The following is a 19704-nucleotide window of genomic DNA, read 5'->3' as shown; positions in this document are numbered from 1 at the left end:
GTACAATTGATAGGTTATTGTGCGCGAATTTTTACGTAGTATTTCAGGGCTAAGGCCCTCAAGTAGTAAACAACAAACATACTAAGGAAAAGATAGAATGGCTAAGGGGCAATCATTGCAAGATCCGTTCCTGAACGCATTGCGTCGTGAACGTGTTCCGGTTTCGATTTATTTGGTAAACGGTATCAAACTGCAGGGTCAGATCGAGTCGTTTGATCAATTTGTTATTTTATTGAAGAACACGGTGAGCCAGATGGTTTACAAGCATGCGATTTCCACCGTCGTTCCGTCCCGTCCGGTTTCCCATCATAGTAATAATACGGGTGGCGGAAGCAATAACTATCATCATGGCGGTAATAATCAGGGGACTTCTTCTCAGCCTCAGCAAGATGGTGAGGACGCAGAATAAGTACACTTTTCGGGGCGGGCTTTTGTTGATTTACCCGTCACCCGTCCTGATAAGTTTTATTAGTATGGTCTGATCCTTTGCGTTATAACGGGTGAGAACCTGTTCTGAGCAATGTCTTTTTACACTTATTTTGACTCTGATTTCGCCTGGAGTGGCCATTGCGCAGCAGCTGCAACAAGGTTCTGAGAGGTTATTAGTTTGTTTGACCGTTATGATGCTGGTGAGCAGGCCGTACTGGTACACATTTATTTTTCCCAGGAAAAAGACACGGAAGACCTTCAGGAATTTGAAAGTCTGGCCTCTTCCGCGGGTGTCTGTGCGTTACGTGTGGTCATAGGCAGCCGTAAGGTGCCACATCCTAAATATTTTGTCGGCGAAGGGAAGGCCATCGAGATCGCTGAAGCAGTGAAATCCAGTGGTGCCTCCGTCGTGCTGTTCGATCATTCACTGAGTCCCGCTCAGGAACGAAATCTGGAGAAGCTGTGTGAATGTCGCGTGATTGACCGTACCGGGTTAATTCTCGATATTTTTGCCCAGCGCGCACGTACCCATGAAGGTAAATTGCAGGTGGAGCTGGCTCAACTCCGCCACCTTGCTACCCGTTTGGTTCGCGGCTGGACCCATCTGGAACGTCAGAAAGGGGGGATCGGGCTTCGTGGGCCGGGAGAAACTCAGCTTGAAACCGATCGTCGTTTACTGCGCAACCGTATTACTCTGATCCTGTCTCGCCTGGAGCGGGTGGAAAAGCAGCGAGAACAAGGCAGGCAGGCTCGTCACAAAGCGGATATTGCGACGATATCGCTGGTTGGTTACACCAACGCAGGTAAATCGACCTTATTTAACCGCCTGACTTCGGCAGATGTCTATGCTGCCGATCAGCTTTTCGCTACGCTGGACCCGACGCTGCGCCGGATTGATGTCGCCGATGTGGGTGAGGTGGTGTTAGCTGATACGGTGGGTTTTATCCGTCACCTGCCGCACGATCTGGTTGCCGCTTTCAAAGCAACTCTGCAGGAAACCCGTCAGGCCATGCTGCTGATGCATGTGATTGATGCAGCCGATCTGCGTATTAATGAAAATATCGCGGCGGTGGAAGAGGTTCTGACAGAAATAGAATCAGATGAAATCCCCACCCTGCAAGTCATGAATAAAATCGACATGTTGGAGGACTTTGTTCCCAGAATTGATCGTAACGAAGAGAATTTACCTGTTCGCGTCTGGCTGTCCGCGCAAACTGGTGAGGGCATTCCACTGCTGTTTCAGGCGTTAACTGAGCGTCTGGCCGGTGAGATTGCCGAATATAAATTGCGTTTGCCGCCAGAAACCGGGCGGCTACGCAGTCGTTTTTATCAATTGCAGGCAATCGTAAAAGAGTGGAATGAAGACGACGGCAGCGTAGGTTTGGCCGTACGTATGCCAGTTGTCGACTGGCGGCGACTGTGTAAACAGGAACCTGAGCTGGTGAATTACATTATTTAGCCGATTTTGCCTGATACCTGTCCCGACGTTGGGACAACACCGCACACACTATTAATGGAGTATAAACATGGCGTGGAATCAGCCCGGTAACAACGGACAGGACCGCGACCCGTGGGGGAGCAGCAACAATCAAGGCGGCAACTCCGGGGGCAATAAAGGAGCACGGGATAACGGACCTCCTGATTTGGATGATATTTTTCGCAAGCTGAGTAAAAAGCTGGGTGGTTTTGGCGGTGGCAAAAGCGATGGGCAGAAAACTCCCGGCTTTGGCAGCCGCGCAACAGGTATTGTCGTTGCTGCTGCCGTAGTGATATGGGCTGGCAGCGGTTTTTATACCATTAAAGAAGCAGAGCGTGGCGTGGTGACCCGTTTTGGTAAGTTTAGTCATCTGGTGGAGCCGGGTCTGAACTGGAAACCCACCTTTGTCGATGAGGTTCGTGCAGTGAATGTCGAATCCGTGCGCGAACTGGCGGCTTCTGGCACCATGTTAACCTCGGATGAAAACGTGGTGCGGGTGGAGATGAACGTGCAGTATCGCGTGACGAACCCGGAGCGTTATCTGTTTGCAGTCACCAGTGCAGATGACAGTCTGCGTCAGGCAACAGACAGCGCATTACGAGGTGTTATTGGCCGTTCCACTATGGATCGTATTCTGACTGAAGGACGTACGGTAGTGCGTAGCGATACGCAGCGTGAACTGGAGGAAACCATTCGTCCTTACGACATGGGGATCACCCTGCTGGATGTTAACTTCCAGGCGGCACGCCCACCTGAAGAAGTAAAAGCATCATTTGATGATGCTATTGCCGCGCGTGAAAACCGTGAACAGTATGTCCGTGAGGCCGAGGCCTACGCCAACGAGGTTCAGCCAAGGGCCAACGGTCAGGCTCAACGTATCTTGGAAGAGGCTCGCGCTTATAAAACCCGCACCGTTCTGGAGGCGCAGGGCGAAGTGGATCGTTTCGCGCGCATCCTGCCAGAGTATAAATCTGCGCCTCAGATTACCCGTGAACGCCTGTATATCGAAACCATGGAGCGTGTACTCAGTCATACACGTAAAGTCCTGGTTAATGATAAAGGCAATAGCCTGATGGTGTTGCCAATGGATCAGCTGATGCGTGGACAGACGGAGGCTAAGGCAACAAGCTCGCAGGAGAGCACCAGCAACAATCTGTTTCGCATGGCACCAGCCACGAGTCCTGGCGATGCAGCCGGCAACAGCAATTCGTTGAATAATTCGGCCAGTTTCATGGATCAGCGTCGGGAAAATGCTCTGCGCAACAATACCCAGCGCGCAGGGGGAGAGTAAATGATGCGTAAGTCATTAATATTATTGCTTGTTTTTTTGCTGGTGGTGCTTTATGCCTCGCTGTTTGCTGTGCAGGAAGGCCAGCGTGGCATCGTGATGCGTTTCGGTAAGGTTTTGCGCGACGGTGACAATAAACCGCTGGTATATGAACCCGGTCTGCACTTTAAGATTCCTTTCATGGAATCAGTAAAGTCGCTGGATGCACGTATTCAAACTATGGATAACCAGGCAGATCGTTTTGTTACCAAAGAGAAAAAAGATCTGATCGTTGATTCTTATATCAAATGGCGGATCAGTGACTTCAGCCGTTACTACCTTGCAACAGGCGGTGGTGATGTTTCACAAGCGGAAGTGCTGTTGAAGCGTAAATTCAGCGACCGCCTGCGTTCAGAAATTGGACGTCTTGATGTGAAAGATATCGTGACTGATTCTCGTGGACGTTTAACTACGGACGTGCGCGGTGCGCTGAATACCGGAAGCTCGGGTCAGGATGATGAAGTTGCTACGCCAGCAGCAGATGATGCGATTGCATCGGTAGCAGCACGAGTGGATCGCGAGACGACCGGTAAGGAACCAGCAGTTAATCCTAACAGTATGGCTGCGCTGGGTATCCAGGTCATGGACGTTCGCATTAAACAGATTAATCTGCCGACCGAAGTATCTGATGCGATATACAATCGTATGCGTGCTGAACGAGAGGCTGTAGCGAGAAGTCAGCGTTCTCAGGGACAGGAAGAGGCGGAAAAGCTGCGTGCAACGGCTGACTATGAAGTTACCCGCACGCTGGCTGAAGCGCAGCGTACAGCGCTGATTACGCGCGGTGAAGGGGATGCTGAAGCGGCTAAGTTATTTGCCGATGCATTCAGTCAGGATCCGGACTTCTATGCGTTTATTCGCAGTCTGCGTGCTTATGAAAACAGCTTCAGAAGCAATCAGGATGTGATGGTGTTAAGCCCTGACAGCGATTTCTTCCGCTTTATGAAGTCGCCGGCCACCAGCGCGAATAGTCATTAATTCTGCTGGCTTTACACCCGCCGGGCATAGCAATATGCCCGACTTTTTATTGGTAACAAAAACATGTCCTGTAGGGGGAATCAACAGGTTTTGGCTCTGCCTTGTTGTGGCGTTGAATATTACCCTACAGATCAGGACAGGCTATTGGCACACGCAATTAAAGCGACCTTCTGTGAAGGCGAATAGCGCAGCTGGCTTCAGCGTTATGCGAGATACCGATACTGGCGGCACATTAATAGAATGGAATGGAGCCACCCCTTCATCGACAGGACTGGCGATTGGCCTCTCTTCGCGTATGAAAATGAGGCAACCTGGGGTTCCCGGCAGAATATTTTTTATAACGTGCAGCGGACGTTCTCCCGCGTTATTAATACGGGCGGCGCACCGGGTTTAACCGTAAGTGGACGTTGCTAAGAGGTGAGGATCGGTTACCCATGTTTTCGGGACCCTGTACACGATTCTGTGTAAATACCTTGTCCCAGAAGTGACCGTCCAGGCGGTCACCGAACCCGATAATAAAACGGCTCATCGCCATGCGCCAGTCCCTCAGCGGCATCGTCCATTTCTGTGACGCCGCCTGGATTGCCAGCCACACCACCTTTTTCACCGGGCCGCCAGTCGGGAATATCTTTCGTTTTTTGAGCGCATGTCTGATCACGCTGTTCAGCGACTCGATGGCGTTGGTTGTGTAGATGACTTTGCGGATGTCTCCCGGGTAAGCAAAGAACGTCGCCAGGTGGCTCCAGTTTGACTGCCAGCTTCGGCTTATCTGCGGATATCGTCTGTCCCGGGCAGTGGCGAACACTTCCAGTGCCTGCACCCTGATGAGATGTTTCATGGATAACCGTTGGCATATCATTTTTTTGGCGAAGAGGTATGTAATAGCCCACAGAGATAATTTTTATTTTTATAGGCATTAGTTTCTTTGAGGTTTATAAACATACGACATAGCGGATCGCCGGGTCAGGTTTCAGCTATGAAAAGATCATCTTTGGATTTCATAAGCCAAATTCTTTTGAAGTCATCAGCAATATATTCTTCGATTACTTTATTTGTCCCTTCAGCACTATCAATGAATAGATTAAATATCTCTGTCGCTTCAGTTGTACCTGGTTTGATGTCAAATATATTGTGGAAACGCTCCATTATATGCTCGCCATGCTCTGAATGTAGTAATTTTTCTTTTACTGTATCGATTGCTACTTTTGCGTTTACTTCATCTTTTTTTATGTCGAGTGCCGCTTTTCCATACTTTCCTGCCCGCTCTATTTCTTCGTTGTTTAGGCCGTAAAGACAGGACACCGATAAGTACGGTTGTTTTTCTGTTTCAGATCCGTTTTTCTGGACCCTCCACCTCAATGGTGGCGTACTTAACATTTCCCCCTTGTCGGGCTATTCCCGCAGCTAACAATGGCCTTATGCGTGAACAGGATAATGTCGCGCTGACAATATTCTGCTCCCTCAGCGAAAGAGCGTCCCGGATAACACCGGCCGTGCTCAAACTACCCGGTTTTTATTTCATACAGGCAGAGATTTGTTATGGTATTGATTGCTGTTACGCTCATTTGCCAGCATCTGACTGTGGCGTGAAGCCATGCCAGGATGGTTGCAGGTTTTTTGTGTTGCGTATCACCCTGGCACATTTATTTATGCCTGATACCAATTCACACGTATGACTGGAGGTGGAAAATGCTGGATAAAATCTGTCAACTGGCCCGAACTGCAGGAACTGCCATTATGAAAGTATATGATGGGCAGCAGCCGCTGGATGTTTCTCATAAGTCTGATAACTCGCCGGTCACTGCTGCGGATCTTGCTGCCCATCATGTTATTGTGCAGGGACTGACGGCGTTATCTCCTGACATCCCGCTGCTTTCAGAAGAGGACCCGGCAAGCTGGAAAGTGCGGCAGCACTGGCAGTGCTACTGGCTGGTTGATCCCCTTGATGGCACAAAAGAGTTTATTAAGCGCAATGGAGAGTTCACGGTCAATATCGCACTGATTGAAAAAGGCAGCCCCGTGCTTGGCGTGGTTTATGCGCCAGCACTGGATATTATGTACTCTGCCGCCAACGGTAAGGCCTGGAAAGAAGAAGGGGGGCATAAAACGTCAATCCAGGTGCGGGAAGCCCGTCCTCCACTGGTGGTGGTAAGCCGCTCACATTCAAACAGTGAACTTCTGGACTATCTCAGTCAGTTGGGGGAACACCAGACTACCGCAATTGGTTCTTCACTGAAGTTTTGTCTGGTCGCCGAAGGTAAAGCACAACTCTACCCCCGCTTTGGACCTACGAATATCTGGGACACTGGTGCAGGTCACGCAGTGGCTATCGCTGCAGGTGCTCACGTTCATGACTGGCAGGGCAAAACGCTGGACTACACGCCTCGTGAGTCATTTCTCAACCCCGGTTTTCGCGTGTCTATCTTCTGAGCAGAGCGTTCAGCCGACAGGCTGGTGTCGGGTTACCGTCGTCATCGGCCTGCGGATGCGTGAAGATCCTGCTGTAACAGCTGCTTTACCAGCATAACCACCTGATGAATCTCATCGGCATTGAGTGCACCCTCTTTTGCAAAGCGAACGTACCCGGCTCTATCCAGCACAATAATCGCGGAGCTTTCATTTTCCAGGTGCCAGGCCTTTTTTGCGATGCCGTTGCTGTCGACAATAAACTGCGACCAGGGAAACTGTTTTTTATTATTTTCAATATTACTGCGTACAAACATTCCGGTACCGGGGATGGCATCATCTGTGTTAATCAGCGTAGTGGTCTGATAGCGGTCGTGAGGCAACGTCGCGGCCTTTATGGCTTCAATTAACGCAGCGTTTTCTTCCTTCGCAGATGAACGGCTGGCAATATGTTGCCACTGCCCTGATTATGCCGGGCAGTTCAGCGCTATTCCAGCGTTGATAGCTGAATTTATCCTGCTGCCACAATAACTCTCCCTTGTTGGCAATTCCTGTTACCGGCATCCGCTGCCCTATAACAAAATTGTGTGCGCTGGCGGCGGGCGGCAACAATATTGCGATCAGCACAAACAACGTTCGAACAGACATCATAACGGCTCCACGCAAAGTAATCGGACCAGTAAGTCATGTTCCTGCAATAATAAGCGCAGATGATGCTGCAGTCACAAAACATTTATGCAATGATATGTGCTAATTAGTAACAATTGAAATTTTATACTGTGTGCTATATTTCAGATGAAGCAGGATGTTGTCATACCGTGTAAAAATAGTAAAAAATCAACTTTAGACCCTCAAAGGCTGTTATTGGTCTATAGTGAATCTACTTTGCGTTGATGAAAATGTACCGGGCTTGGACAGATCGCGCGTTTATTTTTAGGGGTAAGGCCGGAATGAAGATTTTTCAGCGATACAACCCGCTGCAGGTTGCTAAATACGTTAAGATATTGTTTCGTGGTAGGTTTTATATTAAAGATGTAGGTGCATTTGAGTTCGACAAAGGCAGGATTCTGATGCCGCGTATCAAAGATAAGCAGCACTACAGTGTGATGTCAGAAGTGAATCGCCAAGTGCTGCGTTTGCAAAGCGAGTTGAATTAAAAGCGTCATATGAGCGGCGCTTTACGACGGTCTGACCCGGAAAGCTTGAACGTAAATCCTTTGCTACAGCAGCATTTTGGCGGCAAGCCTGGTACTAAATTCAGCACTGCCGCCACTCTAGCTAACTTTCCGTTGTGCCTTCTTCCTGTTTATTCAGTACTGCAGCAGGGCGCGCATCTACCCGGGTGACCAGCAGCTGATCGATACGATAGCTGTCGATATCCACTACCTCAAACTTGTAGCCGTGAAACTTGACGAAATCGGTACGTTTGGGGATTTTACGTAGCATATACATCATAAAGCCGCCGATGGTTTCATAGTTGCCGGACTGCGGAAACTCATCAATGTCCAGCACGCGCATTACATCGTCAATCGGTGTTCCCCCTTCCACCAACCAGGAATTTTCATCACGTGCAACGATTTGTTCTTCCATGCCCTGACCAACCAAATCGCCCATGAGTGTCGTCATGACATCATTCAGTGTGATTATGCCGACAACCAGCGCGTATTCATTCATGATTACCGCAAAATCTTCCCCGGCAGTCTTAAAACTCTCCAGCGCTTCTGATAAGGTCAGCGTGTCTGGAACAATCAGCGCGGAGCGGATCTGCACACCGCTATTTAATGCCATACTCTGATGGCCCAGCACCCTCAGCAGTAACTCTTTAGAATCGACATAGCCGATAATATGGTCAATGCCTTCATTACAGACCAAAAACTTGGAGTGTGGATGATTGGCAATCTTTTCTTTAAGGCTGGCTTCATCTTCGTGCAGATCGAACCAGATCACGTTTTCCCGTGAGGTCATTGAAGAGGGCACCGTACGCGATTCCAGCTCAAACACGTTTTCAATCAGCTCGTGTTCCTGTTTGCGTAAGACGCCGGCAAGTGCGCCTGCCTCCACTACGGCATAAATATCGTCAGACGTAATATCGTCTTTGCGCACCAGCGGGATTTTAAAGAGGTGGAAAATAATGTTAGCGCCGCCGTTAAAAAACCATACCAGAGGCCGAAAGATCAGCAGGCAAAAGCGCATAGGATTAATGATTTTCAGCGCAATCATTTCCGGTGCAATCATGCCAAGCCGTTTGGGGAAAAGGTCAGCGAACAGGATAAACAGGCTGGTGACCAGGGTAAAAGAGCAGATAAAGCTCAACTGCTCTGCCAGCGGCGGGTTAACAAAACGGTTAAAAAGCTGCCTGAAGGCGGGAGAAAAGGCCGAGTCGCCCACAATACCGCCAAGGATAGCCACCGCGTTCAGGCCAATTTGCACCACGGTAAAAAACATACCGGGTGATTCCTGCATTTTAAGGACTCGCTGGGCATTGGTATTTCCCTCATCTGCCAGCAGCTTGAGCTTAATTTTACGTGCTGCGGCCAGAGAAATTTCTGACAGGGAAAAAAATGAGCTGATAGAAATCAGCAGTAAGATGAGAAGCATGCTATCTAACATAAAAGATCCATAAATGGCGGGTTCAGTTGCGTTAACCAATAAACAGGCTGAAATGGACCGTGAGTTTATTGCTTGTCATCTTTGGCCTGAACAGCGTGTCGGGTTAACGTGGGCTATCCGTGCCAAAAATGTCTGCGCTAAGAAGGCGAAAGACTCAGAGCAGAATTAAGCCAGGCCAACAGATGACCTGTGTAAGCGATTATAGCCAGGGTGGTGGTGACATACAATTACAGCGCTTTAATCGTCCTGTTTATCTTCATGGTGCAATATGTATGAGATTTATCTGACTATACAGAAGCAATAAGCATCAGGTGACATTCATTGGTGTTCACGTGTTGTATCGTGCCGTTTCTTTGCACACAATAAGTTAAAAAGCTTGTCGTGAATAGAGGGAAGTCTCGTCAGGCCGTCTGTTACCCGGAGACGCATACCGCATTATGGTGCCAGGGAAGCGCCCACCCGGATGACGGGTCTGGCACAAAATCAGGAGTTAGCGTGCCAGGAATTCGTTTGTATTGCATGTGTTACCTGTTTTGCCTGTTCTCTGTCGTGCCTTGCGCTCAGGCAGTGACTGTGCGTTTGCAGGTGACAGGATTGTCCGGGGATCTACAAAAAAATGTCCGTGCGCGGCTTTCTACCATTGCGGGCGATGAAGTGACCGCTGATGGTCGCTTTCGTGCCCGCGTTAATGAGGCTATAAAAGAAGGGCTGAAAGCGCTTGGTTATTATGAGCCGGAGATCGCGTTTGAGCTTCAGCCGCCGCCGCCTGGCGGCAGGCGTCCCGTTTTGCTGGCGAAAGTAACGCCGGGTGAGCCGGTAATTCTGGCGGGTGAAACGGTGATTTTGCGGGGCGGGGCCAGCAAAGACCCTGATTATCTTGCGCTGCGTGGCACCGGTCGGGGAAAAATCGGCAAAGTATTGAACCACGGTGATTACGACAGTTTTAAAAGTGTGTTGAGCAATATGGCACTGCGCAAGGGGTATTTTGATGCGGATTACAGCAAAAGCCAGCTGGCCGTCTCTGTTCAGCGACGGCAGGCCTTCTGGGATATCGACTACAACAGCGGAGATCGTTATCGTTTTGGCGACGTCAGCTTCGAAGGCTCGCAGGTTCGTGAAGAGTACCTGCAAAATCTGGTGCCATTTAAAAAAGGTGATTATTACAACTCGCGGCAGCTGGCGGAGTTAAACCGTCGTCTGTCTGCCAGCGGATGGTTTAATTCGGTTGTCGTGTCCCCACAGTTTGATCAAGCCTGCACAAGTAAAGTTCTGCCGCTGCACGGTGTCCTCAGCCCACGCACTGAAAATACCATCGAAACTGGCGTAGGTTATTCCACTGATGTTGGACCTCGCGTTAAGGCGACCTGGAAACGACCTTGGGTGAATACCTACGGGCACAGTTTTAGCACCAGTGCCAACATTTCTGCACCGGAGCAGCAGCTTGACTTCAGCTATAAAATTCCGTTGCTCAAGGCACCCATCGAGCAGTATTACCTGTTGCAGGGTGGACTGAAAAGAACCGACCTGAACGATACTCAGGCTGATTCATCAACGCTGGCTGCTTCACGTTATTGGGAAGCCGACTCTGGCTGGCAGCGGGCTGTGAATCTGCACTGGAGCCTTGGCCACTTTACCCAGGCGAACGTGACCAATACCACCATGCTGATTTACCCCGGTGTCAGTATCAACCGAACCCGTTCCCGAGGCGGGTTGATGCCGGACTGGGGAGATTCACAGCGTTACTCACTTGATGTCTCTGACACCAGTTGGGGGTCGGATATTGATTTTGCCGTGGTGCAGGCGCAGAACGTCTGGATCCGCACGCTGGCAGAAAAACACCGTTTTGTGATGCGTGGTAATCTTGGCTGGATTGAAACCAATAGTTTTGAGCGTGTTCCCCCGGATCTGCGTTTCTTCGCGGGGGGCGATCGCAGCATTCGTGGTTACAAATATAAAGGAATCTCTCCACGCGATGACGACGGCAAACTGACCGGAGCGTCAAAACTGGCTACTGGTTCGCTGGAATATCAGTATAACGTCAGTGGCAAATGGTGGGGGGCGGTGTTTGTCGATTCCGGGGAGGCCGTCAACGACATTAAACAGAGTAATTTTAAAACCGGTGTCGGTTTTGGTGTGCGCTGGCAGTCGCCCGTCGGGCCTGTCAAGCTGGATATCGCCCGCCCGATACGCGATGACGAAAACCGTGATATACAGTTCTATATCGGATTGGGGCCTGAGCTATGAGTCGCTGGAAGAAGGTCCTGATTGGTATCGTCATCTTTCTGCTACTACTACTTAGTGGCGTAACCTTGTTAATTGCCACCACGCCTGGATTGCATCTGTTGCTGAATGGTGCCGCGCGCTGGGTGCCGGGGTTGGCGATCAAACAGGTGCAGGGGGGATGGCGCGATCTTCGTGTAAGCGGCCTGCAGTACGAAATGCCGGGCATCAAGGTTAATGTGGGTGAGTTTCATCTTGCGCCTCAACTGGGTTGCCTGCGCCGCAGCGCATTCTGCGTCGACGAGCTGGCGCTTAAGGATGTTCAGGTTACGGTGGACAGCAAAAAAATGGTGCCTGCTGCTCCGACTCCGCAAGAAGAAAACAACGGAACGGGTGAAGTGAGCACCCCCTATCCCGTCACCCTGCGACAACTTACGCTGCACAATATTAACGTGACGGTGGATGACACGGCGATATCGCTGGCGGATTTCACGTCCGGTATCCACTGGCAGCAGCGAGCACTTACCCTGACGCCGACCCACATTCAGGGACTGTTGATTGCCTTACCAAAAGCGACCAGGGCCGCGGATAAGCAAATCGTACAGCCAAAAGTTCAGCAGCCGCAGGAAGCGCCCCTGGGTGAGACGCTCAAGGCGTTGTTCGCTAAACCGCTTCTGCCTGAACTTCCTGATTTCAGGATGCCACTGGACGTTGACATACAGCAGATTCTGGGTGAACAACTGCATATTACTGGCGATAGCGACATTCTGATTAATCGACTATTAGTAAAGGCGAAAACCAACGATAGTGTACTGCATCTCGAGACGCTGGATGTTGATTCGCCTCAGGGACAGCTCAATGCGCGGGGACAAGCGACCCTGACGGATAACTGGCCGATCAGTTTTTCCCTGAATAGTGCGGTAAACGTTGAGCCGTTAAAGGGCCAGAAAATCAAAATGACCCTGGCAGGAGGCTTTCAGCAGCAACTTGCTCTGTCACTGAACCTCTCTGGTCCTCTGCGGGCACAAATTGAGGCACAAGTGCAACTGGCGCAGGCTGGCCTGCCGCTGTCGGTGACCCTACAAAGCCCTCAGCTTCGTTGGCCGCTGACCGGTGAAACAGCCTTTCAGGCAGACGATCTCCATTTCAGTTTTACCGGTAAAATGACCGACTATGCGATGTCACTGCAGGCCGCGCTAAAAGGCGCATCGATTCCCCCCGGCACGTTGACGCTGGATGGAAAAGGTAACGAGCAGCAGTTTTCTTTGGATAAACTCCGTCTCGCCGCTTTGCAGGGCCACAGCGATCTGACCGCGCTGGTGGACTGGAGCAAAGCTATCAGCTGGCACAGTGAGTTAACCCTGTCCGGTATTAATACTGTCAAACAGTATCCTGAGTGGCCTGCAAAACTGAACGGCAAAATTACCACGAGCGGCAGCCTGTATGGCGGTAGCTGGCAGGTAAGGGTGCCGGAGCTGAAGCTGCACGGTAACGTTAAGCAGAATGCGGTCAGCGCGCAGGGGGTGCTCTATGGTAACAGTTATAATCAGTGGGATATTCCGGGGTTCAAGCTGGTCCTGGGTCGTAACAATATCGATCTGAAAGGTTCGCTGGGCGATAAGCTCAATCTGGATGCCAGCATTGACGCACGCCATCTGGATAATGCGCTGCCGGGACTGGGTGGCGTCGTGGTCGGGACGATCAAGGGGCGTGGCGATCTGACCACGCCACAGCTGTTGGCTGATTTGACCGCAACCGGGCTTCGCTGGCAGGCAATGAGCGTTGGTCGCGTTGCGTTGAAAGGGGATGTCAGTTCCGGTAAGCAAATTCAGGGCACGCTTGCGCTGCGGCTGGAGCGTCTGAAACAGGACTCACTGGATATTGCCCGGCTTAATCTTGATGCCAGCGGCAGCGAGGAGCAGCACCAGCTTGCGCTTTCTGTTAACGGCAAGTCGGTTTCCGGGCAGCTGCTGTTAACGGGGCGTTTCGACCGTCAGGCGCAGCGCTGGCAGGGTAATCTGAATAATACTCACTTTGATACGCCGGTTGGCATCTGGCGTCTCACGCATGCTGTTTCACTGGATTACCTCAACAGCAATCAGACCGTCTCCATCGGCGCACATTGTTGGCAGAACCTTAACGCCGAACTCTGTATTCCGCAAACCATTGAGGCTGGGCCATCCGGTCATGCAAAAGTGGTGCTCAATCGTTTTGATTTGGCGATAGTAAAACCTTTCCTCACCGATGAGACTAAACTCAGCGGCGTGTTTACTGGCGATGCTGATGTCAGCTGGACAGCAGATGGTGCATTGCCTCACGGGCGTATTGGCCTGAAAGGGAGCGGTGTGAAGGTTGAACAAAATGTGCAGGGCAACACCCTGCCCATCGCTTTTGATACGTTGAATCTGAATGGCGCATTGCGCAACGGGAAGGCGCAGCTTAACTGGCTTATTAATATTGCGAAAAATGGTCAGCTTGACGGTAACCTGGAAATCGCCGACCCACAGAACAAAAGAAGCCTGTCGGGGAGCGTTAATCTGAACCGCCTCAATCTGGCTTTACTGAATCCTGCACTGATGCAGGGTGAGAAAGTAGCCGGCATGTTGGAAAGTAATTTGCGACTGGGCGGTAGCTTGCAAAAACCTCAGATATTTGGGCAGCTCGCCCTGAAAAATGCCGATGTTCAGGGCAGTTTTATGCCCGTCGATCTCACTTCTGCTAACGTCAACATGTTGTTTAACGGCATGAGTTCAATCCTTGACGGGGTGGTGCAGACGTCACGCGGTCAGATTGCGCTCAATGGTGATGCCGACTGGAGCCAGCTGCATGCCTGGCGTGCACGCATTGCGGCTAAAGGAAATCGTATTCGCGTAACGGTGCCGCCGATGGTCAGGATGGACGTCTCGCCCGATCTGGCATTTGAAGCGACACCGCAGCTGTTTAATCTTAGTGGACGCGTGGACATTCCCTGGGCGCGGATTGTGGTACAGCAGGTGCCGGAAAGTGCAGTCGGCGTCTCGTCTGACGAAGTACTATTGGATAAAAATCTGCAACCGGTTGCGCCGAAAACTGCCTCGATCCCGATTAACAGTAATCTGGTTATCCATATCGGTGATGATATGCGGCTGGATGCATTTGGTCTGAAAGCGAAACTCAATGGCGATTTAAATCTGGTACAGGACCACCGAGGGCTCGGTCTTAACGGACAGATCAATATCCCTTCCGGTCGTTTTCACGCTTATGGGCAGGATTTGACCGTGCGTAAGGGTGAGTTGCAGTTCTCAGGACCAGCCGATCAGCCATATCTGAATATTGAGGCGATTCGTAATCCTGATGCAACGGAAGACAGCGTTACTGCTGGCGTTCGCGTAACGGGTCTGGCAGATGAACCAAAGGTAGAGGTGTTCTCCGATCCCACGATGTCGCAACAGGATGCACTCTCTTACCTGCTTCGCGGGCAAGGGCTGGATGCTTCCGGCAGTGACAGTGCAGCATTAACTTCCGCGCTGGTGGGATTGGGGCTTGCGCAAAGTGGTCAGGTTGTGGGTAAAATCGGCGAGACGTTTGGCGTAAGTAATCTCGCCCTGGATACCGCTGGTGTAGGTGACAGTCAGCAGGTTCAGGTAAGTGGTTACGTACTGCCAGGTCTGCAAGTAAAATATGGCGTTGGCATATTTGATTCACTGGCGACATTAACCTTGCGTTATCGTCTGATGCCTAAGCTATATTTGGAAGCGGTGTCTGGCGTAGACCAGGCACTTGATCTGCTCTATCAGTTTGAGTTTTAGCAATGCGAATAATTGTTTACGGCAGCCTGAGGCGCAAGCAGGGCAACAGCCACTGGATGACCAACGGTCAGTGGCTGGGCGATCATAAAATTGACGGCTATGAGCTGTATAATCTGGGGCACTATCCCGGTGTGGTAATGGGAGCCGGACAGGTGTATTGCGAGGTTTATCGCATCGATGCGTCCACGCTGGGTGAGCTGGATGCGCTGCGAACTAAAGGGGGCGAGTACAAGCGTGAGCTGGTACAAACGCCTTTTGGTAGCGCCTGGCTTTACGTTTATCAGCGTTCAGTCAAGGGAAAACAACGGTTGCAGAGCGGAGACTGGTTGTTGCGTGACGCGGAGCAGACTGACTGACGGGGCGAATAAAGCGGCCTTGCATGGGTGTTTTGATGACGCTGACAGAGGAGTCGCCGTCCTGATATCTGTATGGTTCTGTCCGATGATCATCAGGTTGGTTCGAAAACCACCTCAAAACAGATTTTTAGCCTGAAACAATAATCTGCTTTTGTGCAAACCAGCGTTCATTGTCCTCGTGCTCTGTGTCGTGACGTCAGGGCATTGCCCGTCTATCATCATTAACCTCAATACACACCTCAAAGTCACACCATGCCAGACCCCCGTCTGCAAGACGGGGGTCTATTGGCCAATAAAAAATCAGTTATTTTTTGGCAGCACGTTCGAAAGAACTCAGGATTTCGGCTTTTGCTGCTTCTGCATTATCCCAGCCTTCTACTTTGACCCATTTGCCTTTTTCCAGCGCTTTGTATTGCTCGAAGAAATGGGTAATCTGACCGCGCAACAGTTCCGGCAGGTCGTGCACATCTTTAATGTGGTCGTATTCTTTGGAAAGCTTGCTGTGCGGAACGGCAACCAGCTTGGCATCTTCACCTGACTCATCGGTCATTTTCAGTACGCCTACCGGACGGCAGCGAATCACCGAACCTGGCTGCAACGGGTATGGGGTAGGCACCAGTACATCAACCGGGTCTCCATCCAGTGACAGCGTATGGTTGATATAACCATAGTTACATGGGTAAAACATTGCGGTTGCCATAAAACGGTCGACGAACAGTGCGCCGGACTCTTTATCTACTTCATATTTAATTGGTGCAGCGTTGGCAGGGATTTCAATCACAACGTAGATATCTTCTGGCAGATCTTTACCCGCTGGAACCTGGTTCAAACTCATGGTCAATTCCTTACATATCAGTCTTCGAACAAGTGGCGCTCATTATAGCTGACTGGTTATGAAAGTATCCCCCCTTTTTGGCGTTTCGGAATGCTCCAGTACGGCCATGCAGCAGGGTGATTTGTCTGCCTGTGCAATTTAAAATCATGGCATCTATCACGGTTATTATCAGAAAGATGACGTAAATTTATTCGGGAATTATTGAATTCTTTCATTATTATGCACTGTTGTAAATCAATGCATTTTCATTTTTTTATGGCAATATTAACTACCATTAAGCTATTTATTTTTTATTAATGCTATCTAACTGGTTTTATTGCGCTATAAATCACTGCATGCTTCTTTGTTTTGGGGCTCACTAATTAAAGCAATTCCACCACAGGTACTAAATATTCTTCTTGTTGCTGCCGATACTATTTTCTCTTTTTGGAGATTATAAGTTACTGGCTTCCTGGAGGTGCCATATAATGCTTAAAAAGGTCTCAATACGAACCGGTCTGTTAATTCTGTTAGCGTCAATGACGCTGATGCTGTTAATCGTGAGTGTGATGGGCATTATTGCCATCAACAAAGGCAATCGTTCTTTGGATGTGGTTAACCGTATCCAGGGAATTGAGTTAAACAGTCTGTTTCTTGCCAACAATAATTTGCTCTATGCCCGTGCTGCTTCAGCACTGTCGGTACGCAAAATGGAAATAGGTCTGCCTGATGAATCCCGCGCTGTTTACGGGCAGGCTGTCATCTACATTGCTTCATCACGGGCGGAGATGGAAAAATTCATTGATACCGGTACCGTTACCGCACATGGTAAAATGCTGGCGGACGCGATTATTGCCGATTATGAAAAATATATGACGGAAGGTATCGAGCCGATGATGGCTGCCGTGCAAAGACAGGATACGGATGGTTATTATTCCTTGCTGGAAGGCAAGCTTGCTCCGCTTAATATTGCTTTGTCTAAAACAATCAATGAATTCAAGTTGTTTGCCGATCAGGTCACCAATGCCCGTCTGGAAGAGACGGGCAGAAACCAGCAACTTCTGACCTGGCTAATCACCTGCTGCGGCATTCTGACCGTCATTTTGTTAAGCGTCTCTTGGGTTCTGCTCAGGTTGATTTTGCTCAAACCTTTAGATTTGGCTATTGAGCATCTTGAATTTATTGCCGCTGGCGATTTGACACAGGCGCTGCCGGAGAGCGGTAATAATGAGCTGGGCAGGCTGAACAATGCACTGGGTGAAATGCAAATGTCATTGCAACAATCAGTCAGCCGGGTACGTGACGCCAGCCTGCAAATCGATACCGGTAGCCGCGAGCTTTCGTCCGGTAATCTTAACCTCTCGCAACGCACCGAAGAATCTGCTGCTTCTCTTGAACAGACTGCGGCCAGCATGGAACAGTTAACGGCTACCGTTAAACTGAATGCCGAAAACGCCAGTCAGGCGCATCAGCTTGCACAATCCGTTTCTGAAAGTGCAGATCGTGGCAGTGAGGTCGTCAACTATGTCATGGAAAAAATGCAGGAAATCGCCCGCAGTTCGAGGCGTATTGGTGACATTCTTGGTGTGATTGATGGCATCGCTTTTCAAACTAATATCCTTGCACTCAACGCGTCCGTTGAAGCTGCCCGGGCGGGTGAGCAGGGGAGGGTTTTTGCCGTCGTTGCAAGCGAGGTACGTAATCTGGCACAGCGCAGCGCAACGGCAGCAAAAGAGATCCGTGAGCTGATTGGTGAATCGGAAATTCGGGTTATGGAAGGATCGCAGATGGCTACTAAAGCTGGCGAAACCATGGATGAAATCGCCAGTGAAGTTATGCGGGTCACCTCGTTAATGAAAGAGATTTCCAGCGCATCTCAGGAGCAAAGCAAGGGTATTGAGCAGGTCAACCTTGCCGTCACGAAAATGGATGAAGTGGCGCAGCAAAATGCCGCACTGGTTGAACAGGCCACAGCCGCTACGCAGTCGCTGGAAGAGCAGTCACAGCAGTTGGTCCAGTGTATGGCGGCATTCAAAGTCAGCATGGCGTAAAAAAAGCGATCTTTCGATCGCCTTCTGCCGGTGGAATACATGGCAGCGTATCTGTGTGCAGGTACGCTTTCTCTACTGGCGTTCGCGTATTTTCTGCCTGTCAGGCGTCAGGAAATTCGCGCAGGAAGCGCTCCTGATCGTTCACCATTTCAGTGTTGCCGACAAAGAACGGCGAGCGCTGATGCAACGTTTGCGGCACAAGGTCAAGAATACGTCGGGTGCCGTCACTGGCTTTGCCACCTGCCTGCTCTGCAAGAAACGCCATAGGATTGCACTCATACAGCAGGCGCAGTTTGCCTTTTGGATGACTTGCCGTGCTTGGGTAGAGATAGATCCCGCCTTTGAGCAGATTACGGTGAAAGTCAGCAACCAGTGAGCCGATATAGCGCGAGGTATAAGGACGGTTAGATGGTTTGTCTTCTTCCTGGCAGAATTTCAGATACTTTTTCACGCCCTGCGGGAAGCGAATGTAGTTCCCTTCGTTAATAGAGTAGGTGTAGCCCTTTTCAGGAAACGCCATTTTTTCAGCGCTGAGACAGAAAACGCCGAGTGAAGGGTCGTAGGTGAAGGCATGCACGCCGCAGCCAGTGGTGTAAACCAGCATGGTGGATGAACCGTAGACCACATAGCCTGCAGCAACCTGCTGACTGCCCGGTTGCAGGAAGTCTTCCTCTGTCACCGGTGTACCTGGCGGCGTGATTCGGCGGTAGATAGAGAAAATGGTGCCAACAGAAACGTTCACGTCGATATTGGACGAGCCGTCCAGCGGGTCCATCAGAACCACGTATTTGCCATTTTCAACGCCCTCAAAGATGACAATCTCGTCTTCTTCTTCCGATGCGATGCCTGCCACAATGCCACGCGCTTTGAGTGCCGCTTTAAGTTTTTCATTTGCAAACAGATCGAGTTTCATCTGCTGTTCGCCCTGAATATTCTCGGCGCCGCTGGCCCCGAGAATGTCCACCAGCCCAGCTTTATTAATATCGCGATGGATAATTTTCGCGCCCAGCTTGATGGCTGAAATCAGTGCCGTCAGTTCACCTGTGGCGTGAGGAAAATCATGTTGCTTCTCGACGATAAATTCGCCTAACGTTTTCATAACACAATTCCTGGATCTGCGGTTGAACAGCAGTTCGATAAGTAAACTGCCCACGTATGCGTACGCAGTGTAGCCGAACGGTTGCTAAATAACATAGGGCAAATCCATTTCTTCTGCGCGAGGGGAACGCTACACTGTGCGCCGAACTT

Annotated in this window: 14 protein-coding genes and 2 pseudogenes; 10 read left to right on the top strand and 6 right to left on the bottom strand. The window is 50.3% G+C overall.

Annotation, left to right across the window (positions count from 1 at the left end; all coding sequences use genetic code 11):
* The first annotated feature begins 97 nt into the window (after positions 1 to 97).
* The 4 genes from hfq (at position 98) to hflC (ending at position 4211) form a co-directional block, all read left to right on the top strand.
* A complete protein-coding gene (gene hfq, locus LU633_RS21850; RefSeq protein WP_016190786.1) occupies positions 98 to 409 on the top strand; it encodes an RNA chaperone Hfq in 312 nt (103 codons plus the stop codon).
* Positions 410 to 607: 198 nt separating this feature from the next.
* Positions 608 to 1888, top strand: a complete 1281-nt coding sequence (gene hflX / locus LU633_RS21845; protein ID WP_016190787.1) for a ribosome rescue GTPase HflX — start codon at positions 608 to 610, stop codon at positions 1886 to 1888.
* Between the two features lie 67 nt (positions 1889 to 1955).
* Positions 1956 to 3197, top strand: a complete 1242-nt coding sequence (gene hflK / locus LU633_RS21840; protein ID WP_016190788.1) for an FtsH protease activity modulator HflK — start codon at positions 1956 to 1958, stop codon at positions 3195 to 3197.
* Between the two features lie 3 nt (positions 3198 to 3200).
* Positions 3201 to 4211 (top strand): protease modulator HflC, encoded by a 1011-nt coding sequence (hflC, locus tag LU633_RS21835; protein ID WP_016190789.1) that lies wholly within the window; start codon positions 3201 to 3203, stop codon positions 4209 to 4211.
* Positions 4212 to 4692: 481 nt separating this feature from the next.
* Here the strand turns inward: hflC and LU633_RS21830 are convergent.
* Positions 4693 to 5028 (bottom strand): annotated as a pseudogene (locus LU633_RS21830) (transposase); the annotation flags it as partial.
* A 146-nt stretch (positions 5029 to 5174) separates the two neighbouring features.
* On the bottom strand, positions 5175 to 5588 hold the full coding sequence (locus LU633_RS21825; RefSeq protein ID WP_016190791.1) for a hypothetical protein: 414 nt from the start codon (positions 5586 to 5588) through the stop codon (positions 5175 to 5177).
* A 312-nt stretch (positions 5589 to 5900) separates the two neighbouring features.
* Between LU633_RS21825 and cysQ the strand changes: the two genes are divergently transcribed.
* Positions 5901 to 6641 carry a 3'(2'),5'-bisphosphate nucleotidase CysQ gene (gene cysQ, locus LU633_RS21820; RefSeq protein WP_016190792.1) on the top strand — a complete coding sequence of 247 codons (741 nt, stop codon included), beginning with the start codon at positions 5901 to 5903 and terminating at the stop codon, positions 6639 to 6641.
* Positions 6642 to 6682: 41 nt separating this feature from the next.
* Here cysQ and LU633_RS21815 read toward each other — a convergent pair.
* Positions 6683 to 7265: pseudogene (locus LU633_RS21815) on the bottom strand (YtfJ family protein).
* A gap of 302 nt (positions 7266 to 7567) precedes the next feature.
* Between LU633_RS21815 and LU633_RS21810 the strand changes: the two are divergent.
* Positions 7568 to 7774 (top strand): DUF1107 domain-containing protein, encoded by a 207-nt coding sequence (locus LU633_RS21810; RefSeq protein WP_016190795.1) that lies wholly within the window; start codon positions 7568 to 7570, stop codon positions 7772 to 7774.
* A gap of 121 nt (positions 7775 to 7895) precedes the next feature.
* Here LU633_RS21810 and LU633_RS21805 read toward each other — a convergent pair whose 3' ends face one another.
* Positions 7896 to 9227 carry a hemolysin family protein gene (locus tag LU633_RS21805; RefSeq protein WP_016190796.1) on the bottom strand — a complete coding sequence of 444 codons (1332 nt, stop codon included), beginning with the start codon at positions 9225 to 9227 and terminating at the stop codon, positions 7896 to 7898.
* 519 nt (positions 9228 to 9746) lie between these two features.
* Here LU633_RS21805 and tamA point away from each other — a divergent pair.
* The 3 genes from tamA to LU633_RS21790 are packed head-to-tail and all read left to right on the top strand — an operon-like array spanning position 9747 to position 15591.
* Entirely contained in the window at positions 9747 to 11471 is a 1725-nt protein-coding gene (tamA, locus tag LU633_RS21800; RefSeq protein ID WP_016190797.1) for an autotransporter assembly complex protein TamA, read from the top strand.
* Positions 11468 to 15235, top strand: a complete 3768-nt coding sequence (gene tamB / locus LU633_RS21795; protein WP_016190798.1) for an autotransporter assembly complex protein TamB — start codon at positions 11468 to 11470, stop codon at positions 15233 to 15235. The genes tamA and tamB overlap by 4 nt, the downstream gene beginning before the upstream one ends.
* Before the next feature lie 2 nt (positions 15236 to 15237).
* Positions 15238 to 15591, top strand: coding sequence for a gamma-glutamylcyclotransferase family protein (locus tag LU633_RS21790; RefSeq protein ID WP_016190799.1), 354 nt, complete (start codon positions 15238 to 15240; stop codon positions 15589 to 15591).
* Between the two features lie 304 nt (positions 15592 to 15895).
* Here the strand turns inward: LU633_RS21790 and ppa are convergent, their stop codons facing one another.
* A complete protein-coding gene (gene ppa / locus LU633_RS21785) occupies positions 15896 to 16426 on the bottom strand; it encodes an inorganic diphosphatase (RefSeq protein WP_016190800.1) in 531 nt (176 codons plus the stop codon).
* A 467-nt stretch (positions 16427 to 16893) separates the two neighbouring features.
* On the opposite strand from ppa, the gene LU633_RS21780 reads away from it, so the two are divergent.
* Positions 16894 to 18456, top strand: coding sequence for a methyl-accepting chemotaxis protein (locus LU633_RS21780; RefSeq protein WP_016190801.1), 1563 nt, complete (start codon positions 16894 to 16896; stop codon positions 18454 to 18456).
* Between the two features lie 100 nt (positions 18457 to 18556).
* Here the strand turns inward: LU633_RS21780 and fbp are convergent, their stop codons facing one another.
* Positions 18557 to 19555, bottom strand: coding sequence for a class 1 fructose-bisphosphatase (gene fbp / locus LU633_RS21775; RefSeq protein ID WP_016190802.1), 999 nt, complete (start codon positions 19553 to 19555; stop codon positions 18557 to 18559).
* Positions 19556 to 19704: the final 149 nt, after the last annotated feature.

This window comes from Erwinia tracheiphila (genome assembly GCF_021365465.1).
Taxonomy (GTDB): Bacteria; Pseudomonadota; Gammaproteobacteria; order Enterobacterales; family Enterobacteriaceae; genus Erwinia; species Erwinia tracheiphila.
The sequence above is the reverse complement of the archived record's forward strand: the minus strand, read 5'-3'. Positions and strand labels throughout refer to the sequence as shown.